At 72.0% G+C, this 11,390-nt stretch carries 9 protein-coding genes and 1 riboswitch; of the genes, 4 read left to right on the top strand and 5 right to left on the bottom strand.

Features of this window, described 5'->3' with window-relative positions; genetic code table 11:
• Nucleotides 1–338 precede the first annotated feature (338 nt).
• Complete coding sequence (locus PSH25_RS21525; RefSeq protein ID WP_238660793.1) at nucleotides 339–2,609, top strand: AAA family ATPase; 2,271 nt, start codon at nucleotides 339–341, stop codon at nucleotides 2,607–2,609.
• Here PSH25_RS21525 and PSH25_RS21520 read toward each other — a convergent pair.
• Nucleotides 2,598–3,209 carry a hypothetical protein gene (locus PSH25_RS21520; RefSeq protein WP_238660792.1) on the bottom strand — a complete coding sequence of 204 codons (612 nt, stop codon included), beginning with the start codon at nucleotides 3,207–3,209 and terminating at the stop codon, nucleotides 2,598–2,600. The two genes, PSH25_RS21525 and PSH25_RS21520, sit on opposite strands and share 12 nt — an antisense overlap.
• A gap of 335 nt (nucleotides 3,210–3,544) precedes the next feature.
• Between PSH25_RS21520 and PSH25_RS21515 the strand changes: the two genes are divergently transcribed.
• Entirely contained in the window at nucleotides 3,545–4,309 is a 765-nt protein-coding gene (locus PSH25_RS21515; RefSeq protein ID WP_238660791.1) for a VOC family protein, read from the top strand.
• Between the two features lie 17 nt (nucleotides 4,310–4,326).
• Here the strand turns inward: PSH25_RS21515 and PSH25_RS21510 are convergent, their stop codons facing one another.
• The 4 genes from PSH25_RS21510 to PSH25_RS21495 all read right to left on the bottom strand — a co-directional run bounded on the left by PSH25_RS21510 (nucleotide 4,327) and on the right by PSH25_RS21495 (nucleotide 9,428).
• The gene (locus tag PSH25_RS21510; RefSeq protein WP_238660794.1) at nucleotides 4,327–5,163 is read right to left on the bottom strand and encodes an ABC transporter ATP-binding protein; all 837 of its coding nucleotides are present in this window, start codon (nucleotides 5,161–5,163) and stop codon (nucleotides 4,327–4,329) included.
• An 8-nt stretch (nucleotides 5,164–5,171) separates the two neighbouring features.
• The gene (locus tag PSH25_RS21505; protein ID WP_238660790.1) at nucleotides 5,172–6,242 is read right to left on the bottom strand and encodes a FecCD family ABC transporter permease; all 1,071 of its coding nucleotides are present in this window, start codon (nucleotides 6,240–6,242) and stop codon (nucleotides 5,172–5,174) included.
• Nucleotides 6,243–6,255: 13 nt separating this feature from the next.
• The gene (locus PSH25_RS21500; protein ID WP_238660789.1) at nucleotides 6,256–7,185 is read right to left on the bottom strand and encodes an ABC transporter substrate-binding protein; all 930 of its coding nucleotides are present in this window, start codon (nucleotides 7,183–7,185) and stop codon (nucleotides 6,256–6,258) included.
• Nucleotides 7,186–7,275: 90 nt separating this feature from the next.
• Nucleotides 7,276–7,417: riboswitch (cobalamin riboswitch) on the bottom strand.
• 133 nt (nucleotides 7,418–7,550) lie between these two features.
• Entirely contained in the window at nucleotides 7,551–9,428 is a 1,878-nt protein-coding gene (locus PSH25_RS21495) for a M14 family metallopeptidase (protein ID WP_238660788.1), read from the bottom strand.
• Between the two features lie 210 nt (nucleotides 9,429–9,638).
• Here PSH25_RS21495 and PSH25_RS21490 point away from each other — a divergent pair, with 210 nt between their 5' ends.
• Nucleotides 9,639–10,976, top strand: coding sequence for a C39 family peptidase (locus PSH25_RS21490; RefSeq protein WP_238660787.1), 1,338 nt, complete (start codon nucleotides 9,639–9,641; stop codon nucleotides 10,974–10,976).
• A gap of 147 nt (nucleotides 10,977–11,123) precedes the next feature.
• Nucleotides 11,124–11,390: aa3-type cytochrome oxidase subunit CtaJ (gene ctaJ, locus PSH25_RS21485; RefSeq protein WP_238660786.1), on the top strand; the 267-nt coding region annotated here is incomplete at its 3' end.

The following is an 11,390-nucleotide window of genomic DNA, read 5'->3' as shown; positions in this document are numbered from 1 at the left end:
AGCACGGGGCGCGGGCGCACACGCGGGGCGCAGCACGGGCGAGGGGCGCCAGCGCGGGCGCGGGCGCGGGACGGCACCCGACCTCGGCACCACGGCCATCTCGACGCCGCGCCAACCTTCACCACGCCACTCGCCCACTCCCGACCGGGCAACACGCCATCTCGGATGGGTGGTCGCGTCGGTAATTCGCTGGATCCGGCGGGTTGGGGGGCGTAGGGTTGTAGGCCGCTTGACGGCCGAGGTGAGCTGCACCGGAACGGACGTCTTCGCGCCGGACGGCCGGCCATCCGCCCCCGGACACGCGAGCGCGCAGCAGATGTGAACGATGGGACGTCAGCATGCCCGCACTTGACCTCGACACCCAGCTCGACACCGACCTTGACGCGGACCTGGCCGCCGAACGTGCACACCTCACCACCTCGCGGGCGGCGCTGGGTCGGATGCGGGAGCGGGCCCAGGCGCTCTTCGCCACCGGTGACCAGGTGGCCGGCGACGCGTACGCGGCCGAGACGCTCGGGCGCACCCTGGCCCGCCGGGTCGCCGAGCTGGCCGACGATCCGACCACACCGCTCTTCTTCGGCCGCCTCGACTTCGCCGACGCCCCGGCCAACGGAACCACCAACCCGGCGGCCACGGACAGCGGGACCACAAACAGCAGCGCCACAAACAGCGGGATCACAGCCAGCAGGGCCACGGACAGCGGGACCACGAACAGCGGGACCACAAACAGCAGGACCACGGACAGCAGGACCACGGACAGCAGGACCGCAGCCAGCAGGGCCACCAACGACGCGACCGCGCCCGACACCAGCGGTGACCACTACGGGCGGCGGTATCACGTCGGGCGGCGGCATGTCACCGACGAGCGTGGCGAGCCGTTGGTGCTGGACTGGCGGGCGCCGGTCTCCCGCTCGTTCTACCGGGCCAGTGTGCGGGATCCGCAGGGGGTGGCGGTCCGGCGGCGGTTCGGGTTCAGCAATGGTGTGCTGACCAGCTTCGAGGATGAGCGGCTGGATCGGGGCGAAGAGCTTGGTACGACCAGTCGGATCCTCACCGCCGAGATCGAGCGCCCGCGCGTCGGGCCGATGCGGGACATCGTCGCCACGATCCAGCCGGAGCAGGACGAGCTGGTCCGGGCTGACCTCGCCGACTCGATCTGTGTGCAGGGCGCGCCGGGTACCGGGAAGACGGCGGTGGGTCTGCACCGGGCCGCGTACCTGCTCTACCTGCACCGGGAGCGGTTGCGGCGGGCGGGTGTGCTGATCGTCGGGCCGAACCGGGCGTTCCTGTCGTACATCGCGGCGGTGCTGCCGGCGCTCGGTGAGGTCGAGGTCGAGCAGGCCACGGTGGAGGAGTTGATCTCCCGGGTGCCGGTCCGGGCGGTCGAGGCGCCGGCGGTGGCCGCGCTCAAACACGACGTACGGATGGCGAGCGTGTTGCGGCGTGCGGTGCAGGCGCAGATCGGCACCCCGACCGAGTCGATCACCGTGTCGGACGGTTCGTTCCGGTGGCGGATCGGGCTGGAGCCGTTGCACCGGATCGTCGAGGAGACCCGGCGGGAGGGCCTGCCGTACGGCACGGGTCGGGAACGCGTCCAGGCGCGGGTGGTGAGCCTGCTGCAACGGCAGGCCGAGGCGCGGCGCGCGGAGTCGCCAAGCGATGCCTGGCTACGTCGGATGAGCCGCTGCCGGCCGGTGCTCGACTTCCTGGACGCGGTCTGGCCGGCGCTCACCCCGGAAGGGCTGGTACACGGCCTGTTCTCCGATCCGGCCCGGCTCGCCGCGGCGGCGGACGGGCTGCTCAGCGACACCGAGCAGGCGCAGTTGGTGTGGGCGAAGCCGGCCCGCACCCCGAAGGCGACCCGCTGGACCGCCGCCGACGCGGTGCTGATCGACGAGGCGACCGGGCTGTTGGAACGGCTCTCCGGGTTCGGGCACGTGGTGGTGGACGAGGCGCAGGACCTCTCCCCGATGCAGTGTCGGGCCATCGCCCGACGCAGCGAGCACGGCTCGGTCACGCTCCTGGGTGACCTCGCCCAGGGCACCGCGCCGTGGGCGGCGACGGACTGGAGGGAGTCCCTTGCCCACCTCGGCAAGCCGGACGCGGTGGTGGTGCCGTTGACGATCGGTTTCCGGGTGCCCGCCGCGGTCGTCGCATTCGCGAACCTGCTGCTGCCGGCGCTCGCGGTGGACGTACCGCCGGCCGAGTCGCTCCGTCACGACGGCGGCCTGGACGTGCGTACGGTGACCGACCTGACCTCGGCGACGGTGGCCGAGGTGCGCGCGGCGCTCGCGCACGACGGCTCGGTCGGTGTGATCGCCGCGGACGACGCGGTCGACGGCCTGCGCGCGGCGCTGGCCGAGGCCGGCGTCGAGACCGCGACCGCCGACGACGTGGCGGCCGCGGAGCGGGTCACCGTGGTGCCGGCGACGCTGGTCAAGGGCCTTGAGTACGACCACGTGGTGGTGGTCGAACCGGCCGCGATCGTCGCGGCCGAGCCACGCGGGCTGCACCGGCTGTACGTGGTGCTCACGCGGGCGGTGTCCCGGCTGGCGGTGCTGCACGTCGCGCCGCTGCCCGCTCCGCTCGTCGACGGTTCAGCCGGCTGACAGGGCTGCCGCGATCTCCCGCAGCGGGCGGCCTGAGTCGGCCAGCGGCACGTGGAACGACAGCCACGACCCGTCGGCGAAGTCGAGCCGCAGCCGCTTCCAGTTCAACCGGTACCTGCCGAACCGGGCGGTGACGGCCGTGCGCGGAACCGACCCGAGCAGTTCGATGTCGGCCTGCGCCCGTTCGTCCGCCGCTGCACTGGAGAGCAGCCCGACGGGTGCCGTCGCGCCGAGCAGCAGCCGCTGGTCGGTGACCGCGAGCACGAGGGCCCGGAGGCCGGAGCCCTTCGCCGCCACGGTCAGGGCGTGGTGCAGCACGGACGCCTGGGAATCCGGTTCGCCTCGACCTCCGACACCGAAGACGAGCCAGTCGACGGCGTCGTCCGCCCGGCCGAAGGTGATGGTCGGAGACAGCACGTTGAGCAGGACACCCAGGAAGCTCGGCGCACCCGTGGCGGGTGGTGCCGACGGCTGCGAGGGCGGTGCGGGGGTGAGCCCGCCGCCCGCTCGCACCCGGGCCACCGCGCGCACCTGCTCGTCGACCGGCAGCAGTCGGGTGATCCCCTCGACGTACCGTGCCTGACTCTCGTCGGCCGTCATCGGCGCCCCCTCGTGGTCGCCGGCCCGGCGCGGACCGGCGCCTGGTGGCCTGTGCGACGGATCAGTCGCCACGACTCCCCACCATAGGCACTGCTCGCCGCGATCGAGATCCCGCCGGTGACGACGGTGGACTCTCCGGCGGGCAGCGCCGCCGGTTGGCGGTGGCACTGATCATGCTCGGTGTCCGGGTGGTGCTGCTCGCCGCGCTCGCCGGCGGGACGAGGGTCGCCGGTTCAGCTGACGATTCGTCCGTTTCCGCCCCGGGCCGCGGCGGGACGGTGCCAGGATTCCGGCAGGGGGCCGCCGTGGCCGCCCGGGCCGAGAGGGGTCTTGACGTGAGCACCGTCCCGCCGGGTACGCCCTGCTGGGCCGACCTGGCCACCCCGGACCTGACCGACGCGCGGCGCTTCTACCCCGAGTTGTTCGGGTGGACCGGCCAGGTCACCCCGGAACCCGAGGCGGGCGGCTACACGGTCTTCCTGCTCGACGGTAAGCCGGTGGCCGGCGCCGGCCCGCCCGCGATCCCGGACCAGGTCCCGATCTGGTCGACGTACCTCGCCACCGACGACGCCGAACTGGTCGCCGGCCGGGTCGAACGCGCCGGCGGGCAGGTCGTCGTACCACCGTTCGAGGTCTTCGACCGGGGCTGGATGGCGGTCTTCGCCGACCCGGCCGGCGCCACGTTCAGCGTCTGGCAGCCGCTGGCCATGGCCGGTGCCGAGGTGTTCAACGTGCCGGGCGCGATGAGCTGGAACGAGCTGGTCACCCCCGACCCCGAGGGCGCGAAGGTCTTCTACGAGCTGGTGTTCGGCTGGCAGCCCGACGACCAGGCGGTGGGCGCGATGACGTACACCGGGTGGCGGCTCGGAACGCAGATCGTCGCCGGGATGATGCCGCCGCTGGCCGACGACTTCCCGGCCGACCTGCCCGCGTACTGGACGGTGTACTTCGCGGTGACCGACGCGGACGCCGCCGCGGCCCGCGCCTCCGAGCTGGGCGGAACGATCCTGGTCCCGCCCCGCGACATCCCGGCGGGGCGCTTCGCGGCCCTCCGCGACCCCCAGGGCGCCCTCTTCTCCGTCATCGACCTGGGCCCCTGACCCAGCGCCACTCGGGCTCAGGGGCGGGTGGGGCGGACGGGGACCACCAGGGGACCATGCGCACCGGGTACCACCCGGACGCTGGCCCGGTAGTGGGTGGCCAGCAGCTCCTCGGTCAGCACCTCGGGCGGAGTCCCGGCGGCCACCACCTGACCGCCGGCGAGCATCACCATCCGGTCGGCGTACTCACCGGCCAGGGAGAGGTCGTGCATCGTGGCGAGGACGGTCAGGCCGTGCTCGCGGCGTAGCTGGTCGACGAGTTCGAGCACGTCCTGCTGGTGCCCGATGTCGAGCGCGCTGGTCGGCTCGTCGAGCAGCAGCAGCGTCGCGCCCTGGGCGAGCGCGCGGGCGAGGAACACCCGCTGCCGTTCGCCGCCGGAGAGGGTGGCCAGCTCGCGACGGTGGAAGCCGCTGAGGTCCAACCGCCCCAGCACCTCGTGCACGGCGTCCACGTCGGCTGTCGACTCCCGGCCCAGGGCCGGGATGTACGGGGTGCGGCCGAGCAGCACGTAGTCCAGCACCGACATGCCGGGCGGCACCACCGGGGACTGTGCCACCGTGGCCACCACCCGGGCGCGGTCCCGACGGCGCAGTGCCGCACTCGGCGTACCGAAGAGGGTGATCGCCTTCGGCGCGGGCAGCAGGCCGCCGACGGCGCGCAACAGGGTCGATTTGCCGGCGCCGTTCGGGCCGATCACGGTGACCCACTCGCCGACGGCGACGGTGAGGTCGACGCCGGTCAGGATCGGCGTGCCACCGAGGGCGACATGCAGGCCGCGCACCTCGACGGCCGGCGCAGCACCGACAGCACCGACAGCACCGGTCGGACGATCGTCGGGCGGGCCAGGGGCCAGCTCGCGGCTCACGTGAGCACCCGCCGGGCGGTGCGCAGCACGAGGACGAAGAACGGGCCGCCCAGCAGGGCGGTCACCACTCCGATCGGCAGCTCGGACGGAGCGGCGACGGTGCGGGCCACCACGTCGGTCAGCGCCAGGAACGCGCCGCCGAACAGCAGTGACATCGGCAGGATCACCCGGTAGCTGGACCCGGCGAGCAGCCGGACGGTGTGCGGCACGATGATGCCGACGAAGCCGATGAGCCCGGTCGCGGAGACCGCCGCCGCGGTGCCCAGGGAGGCGGCGGCGATCAGCAGGTAGCGGGTGCGTTGCGGGTGCAGGCCCAGACTTCTCGCCTCGTCGTCGCCGACCGCGAGGACGTCCAGCTCGCGGCGGTGCAGCAGCACCACCACGGTCGTGAGAACGGCGTACGGCAGTACCAGCAGGACGTCGTGCCAACCGGCGGTGGCCAGCCGGCCGAGCAGCCAGGAGTAGACCGGCTGGATGCTGTCGGCGTGTCGTTGCAGGAGGTACGTCTGCCCGGCGGAGAGGAACGCGGAGACCGCCACCCCGGCCAGGATCAGCATTGCCGGTGACCCGCGTCGCCCGCCGGCCGCGCCGAGCACGTAGGTCATCGTCACGGCGAGCAGGGACCCGGCGAACGCGGCCAGCGGAATGGTCATCGGCAGCCCGGAGAGCGTGCCCTGCCGGCCGGCGCCGCCGAGGGCGATCGCCGCGGTGACCGCGAGGCCGGCGCCGGCGGCCACCCCGAGCAGGTACGGGTCGGCCAGCGGGTTGCGGAACACGCCCTGGTAGCAGCCACCGGCGAGGGCGAGCAGACCGCCGACGAGCAGGCCCAGCACCACGCGGGGCAGGCGCAGCTCGGTGACGATGGCGATCTCGCGCTCGGTCAGCCCGCTGTCGAGGTGCACCCCGGGAAACAGGTTGAGCAGCTCGGCGGCGACGCTGCCCGGGGGCAGGCTCACCGGGCCGAGCGACACCCCGACCACGAGCGCGACGAGCACCGCGAACAGCCCCGCGACCAGCCACCGCTTGCGCAGCCCCGCTGGCCGGGCCGCGGACAGCGGCCCGGTCACCGACGGACGACGGTCACGCGGGCACCTTGGCGACCGCGTCGATGATGACCCGGAGCAGGTCCACGACCCGTGGGCCCCAGCGGGAGGCGATGTCGTCGTCGAGGGCGACGACCTGGTTGTTCTTCACCGCGGTGAGGCCGGCCCAGCCACTGCGCGCCTTGACCGTGTCGGCGCTCTGCTGGCAGCACTTGGCGTCGGCCAGGAAGACGAAGTCCGGATCGGCCTTGACGATGAACTCCTGGGACAACTGCGGGTAGCCGAAGTTCTTGCCGTCCGCGTCGGCCGGGTCGGCGATGTTGGTCAGGCCGACCTGGCTGTAGAGCGAGCCGATGAAGGTCTTGCTGGTGGCGCTGTACAGCTCCGGGCCCAACTCGTGGAAGTAGGTGAGCTTCTCGGCCCGCTGCGGCAGGTCCTTGACCAGCTTGGTGATGTCGTCCTTCATCCGGGTGGCGACGTCGGTGGCCTGGTCGGCGTGCCCGGTCAGCGTGCCCAGCTCGGTGATCTGCCGGTACGAGTCGTCGAGCGTGGTGGCCGCCGGGGTCTGGTACACCGGGATCTTCAGCTTGCCGAGCTGTTCGACGATCTTGTTGCGGTCGTCGGAGAGCACCACGAGGTCCGGGTTCTTACCGGCGATCGCCTCGGCGTTCGGCTGGAAGGCGGAGAGGTCGGTCTTGGGCGCGTCGGCCGGGTAGTTCGACTGGTCGTCGACGGCGGTCACCTGCGGGCCGGCACCGATCGCGAAGAGCATCTCGGTGGCGGTGGGCGACAGCACGACGATCTTCTCGGGACGCTTGTCGAGGGTGAGCGCGCCGACCGTGACCGGGTAGGCGGCGGCCGCGGTGCCGGCGCTCGGCTGGTCGTCGGTCTTCTCGGCGCAGGCGCCGAGGGCGAGCGCGGTGACCGCGAGGGTCGCCGCGAAGAGCCGAGGGGTACGTCTGAACATGGGGGCCTCCTGTCGGTCGAGGAGTGTGGTGCTTCGCCGACAGGGACTTTCGTACGCCCGCCCACGAGGCGCCCTTCCTCGAGAGCGCGTATCGCGACCGATCCGTAGGCGACCTGGCTCGTCCCCACCTACCGGTGGGGCATCACAGTTGCGGGACAGCGCCGGGTTTCGCACCGGCTTCGCTGCGGACTGGTCGCTAAGACGGTAGCGCACCGCCAGGACGTGCCGGATCGATCAAGGGCCGGTTGGCAGCCGTCGATACCTCGGACACCCGCACCGCGCGGGGCGGGGAGGCATATGTCCGAGATCCTGGGGTTTCGGAGCGGGTGGTGGGGCCCCGCCGGGCGGGACGGGGCCCCACCCGATCAGGAGGACGTGATGGTGACGTTGTCCACAGCCGCCTCCACGAGGCTGGCCCCGGACGCGTCCGCCGCCTCGACGAGCACGCGGACCGACTGGCCGGCGTACGGGGTGAGGTTGAGGTTGGCGACCGCCCAACTTCCGTTGCGGTTGCTGGCCGCGCCGGACTGGGTGAGCAGCGCGGTGGTGCCACCGTTGTGCACCACGCTCACCCGCAGGTAGTCCGCCGACGAGGCGTTCGAGCCGTGCGCCAGGTACCAGGCGAGCGAGAGGGTCAGCGTGCCGGACGACGGCAGGGTCACCGCCGGGGACCGGGCGCTGGTCACGCCGCCGTCGACGTCGTAGTCACCGGCCGCCGAGCCGGCCAGCCGGCCGGTGACCAGGTCGTTGGACCCGGCGTACGGGGTGAGCTGCTTGGCTCCGGAGGACGTGGTCGCCTGGGCGGCACCCCGCTCGAACGCGCCGAGGGTGGCGGTGTCGGTGCCGGCCGGGTTGATGGTCCAGCCGGTGGCGGTCTCGAAGGTGTCCGACCAGACCGTGGTGCCGCCACCGCCGCCGCAGTACTGCGCCTGCTTGCCGATGGCCCGGTACGGGCAGTCGGCGTACTCGCTGAGGATCAGCACCGCCTCCCGGTTGCGCGAGGTCTGCGCCGGGATCACCTCGTCGGGCGGGTAGAAGCCGCCGCCACCGGACGAGCCCGGGTACATCTCGAAGGTGTACGCCCAGATGTTGTGGGTGGCCCACATCCAGTCGAGGCTGTCCCCGTCGGTGATGTAGAGGTCGCTGGACTGCTCCGGCGTGTAGTTGTTGGTGGCCGCCATCTGCTGACCGATGGTGGCGAAGGTGTTGTACTGGTCCGCGTTCATCCCGGTCGCGGTGTTCGCCGTGGTGTAGCCGTACGGCCAGAGCACCAGCTCCGAGTACGTGTGGAAGTCGATGTTGGCCTTGATCTGCTGCACACCGCCGACCACCCGGCCGTTGACGAAGTTGCGCAGCGCCTGTGTCTCGGGAGCGGAGAACGCCGACGGCCCCCGGTAGGTCTCCGACGAGGTGGTGCCGGACGAGCCGCCGCAGCATCCCCAGTTGTAGGACCAGTTGCGGTTCAGGTCGGTGCCGACGTTCGACGAGCCGCTGTTGGGCTGCCGGTTCTTGCGCCAGGACCGATACGAGCCGGTGGCGATGTCGTACTCGCTGCCGTCCGGGTTGACCGTCGGCACGATCCAGAGCTCCCGGCCGTTGACGATGTTGGTGATCCGGGAGTCACTGCCGTAGTTGTCGGTGAAGAGGTTGAGCAGGTAGATCGCCATCTCGACGGTCAGGTGCTCACGGGCGTGCTGTTGGGAGTTGAACAGGATCTCCGGCTCGCTCTCGTCGGTGCCGACGTTGTCGGAGATCTTCACCGCCATCAGGTCGCGGCCCTCGTACGACGAACCGATGCTGATCTTGCGGGCGATCGCCGGATGGTCGGCGACGACCTGGTTCACGACGGCGGTCAGTTCCGCGTAGTCGTGGTAGTTGGAGTCGGCCGGCGGAAATGCCAGCGCGCCGAACTCGTCGGCGCCGCGCTCGGCGTTGGGCGGCGGGGCCAGCGGTTCCAGCCGGAAGCCGAGCTTGCCGATCGCGGCGGCCTCGGCCGTGGTGGCCGAGATGTGCAGCACGCCGTGTTCGGAGTAGTCGATGGCGGCTCCGGTGCGGGCCACCGCGTTGCGGTCGGCGAGGGTCCGGGGCCCGAGCACCCGGTAGCTGGCGGCGGCCGGCTCGGCGGTGCGGTCCGGTGCCGGTCGGGCGGCGACCGGACCGGCGGCGACGGTGACGATGCCCAGCCCGGTGACGACAGCGAGCACCAGGACACGGCGGAGGGGGATGGGCGTGCGGAGGGCCATGGACTACCTCCTCGATGGGCGGGAGATCCCGCTCGGTGAAGGACACTTCACCACCTGTCACATGGTCATATCAATATTGATCGCTGCCTTCGCCATCCCAGGCGGATCATCATGGCGGCAATGATTTTCCATCCGTCAACATCTGGCGAAACTTCCCTCCAGGCGGAAAACTGACCAGCGACGATGCCCCCTCGACACCGCGGAGCCCCCATGGCCAGATCCCGCCTGCGCGCGGCCGCCCTCGCCGGCGTCACCACGCTCACCCTGCTCACCACCGCCGCGCCCGCGGTGGCGGCCCACCCGCCGGCCCCCGCCCACGACGAGCAGATCACCTACCAGGACTGGTCCGGGCCCGCCGACTGGCACCGGGGCAGCCGGGCCGGCACCCGCGTCGTGCCCGGCGTCCGCGCGGGCATCACCCTGGCCCACCCGGCCGGCACCACCGAGTACGCCGACCCGCACACCGGCGCCACCCGCACCTGGGAGTACGGCACCTGGACCTCGCCGGTGACCCCGGTCGGATTCGACGCCACCGAGCTGATCGCCTCCTGGAACGCGGAGACCCCCGCCGGCACCTGGATCCAGGTGGAGATGCAGGGCAGCTACACCAGCGGTGACCAGACCCCGTGGTACGTCCTGGGTCGCTGGGCGTCCGGCGACGCCGACATCAAGCGGACCAGTGTCAACCGGCAGGGCGACCCCTGGTCGACGATCTGGACCGACACCTTCAGCATCGACGACGCCACCGCCGGGGTGCTGCTGCGGTCGTACCAGCTCAAGCTGACCCTCTACCGGGCGCCCGGGCAGAGCGCCACCCCGGTGGTCCGGATGCTGGGCGCGATGAGCTCCACAGTGCCGGACCGGTTCACCGTGCCGCCGAGCGCCGGGCACATCGCCTGGGGGCGGGAACTGCCGGTGCCGCGCTACTCGCAGAACGTGCACGCCGGGCACTACCCCGAGTACGACGGCGGCGGCGAGGCGTGGTGCTCACCCACCTCCACGGAGATGGTGGTCGAGTACTGGGGTCGCAAACCGTCGCCGGCCGACACCTCCTGGGTGGACCCGACCTACCCCGACCCGACGGTCAACCACGCCGCCCGGATGACCTACGACTACGCGTACGACGGCGCGGGCAACTGGCCGTTCAACACCGCGTACGCGGCCAGCTTCCCCGGCCTGGAGGGTCGGGTGACCCGGCTGCACTCACTGGACGAGCTGGAGCGTTTCATCGCCGCCGGCATCCCCGTGGTGACCAGTCAGTCCTTCCTCGCCAGTGAGCTGGACGGGGCGAACTACGGCACCTCCGGGCACCTCTTCGTGGTGGTCGGCTTCACCGCCGACGGCGACGTGATCGTCAACGACCCCGCCTCGTCCAGCAACGACGTGGTGCGCAACGTCTACAAGCGTGCGCAGTTCGAGCAGATCTGGCTGCGGACCAAACGCACCAACGCCAGCGGCGGCGTCTCCGGCGGCTCCGGCGGCATCGCGTACCTGATCAAGCCCACCGCAAAGCCCTGGCCCAAGGTCCCCGGCTCCACCAACTGGTAACCCCGGCGCCTGCTTGAGCACGAGCTGATCAAGAGGTTTGCGTCACCGGAAGCCGTTTTGGTGACGCAAACCTCTTGATCAACGCTGGGAGTCGGGGGCCTGGGTGGGGGGGTCGGGGTTGGGGGTGGCGGGGTTGGGGGTGGGGGTTTGGTCTTCGCCGGCATCCCGTTGGCCGCGGTGCTGGTCATCGCCGGCCTGTCGTACGCCGGTATCCACGGGGGTGCCACCGGCGGGGGCGGTGGCGCCAAGCGCTACCGTCCGGGCCGGCCCTTCGACTTCCACCCGGTATGGTTCCTGGGCCGCCCGGAGCAGCTGGCCGACTCGGCCGGCACCGCGCTGACGGCGGGGGGCCAGGCGCCGGCGCTGACCGGCCACAACCTCGGGCAGGCCAGCGTCCCGGCCACGGGCTGCGGG

It is taken from the genome of Micromonospora foliorum (assembly GCF_022229015.1).
GTDB lineage: Bacteria > Actinomycetota > Actinomycetes > Mycobacteriales > Micromonosporaceae > Micromonospora > Micromonospora foliorum.
This window is presented reverse-complemented; position numbering and strand designations above follow the sequence as displayed.

Coding starts and splice junctions, on each gene's coding strand:
- PSH25_RS21490 (WP_238660787.1), top strand. CDS start 9,639: ATGGCCAGATCCCGCCTGCGCGCGGCCGCCCTCGCCGGCGTCACCACG.
- PSH25_RS21495 (WP_238660788.1), bottom strand. CDS start 9,428: ATGGCCCTCCGCACGCCCATCCCCCTCCGCCGTGTCCTGGTGCTCGCT.
- PSH25_RS21520 (WP_238660792.1), bottom strand. CDS start 3,209: ATGACGGCCGACGAGAGTCAGGCACGGTACGTCGAGGGGATCACCCGA.
- PSH25_RS21500 (WP_238660789.1), bottom strand. CDS start 7,185: ATGTTCAGACGTACCCCTCGGCTCTTCGCGGCGACCCTCGCGGTCACC.
- PSH25_RS21525 (WP_238660793.1), top strand. CDS start 339: ATGCCCGCACTTGACCTCGACACCCAGCTCGACACCGACCTTGACGCG.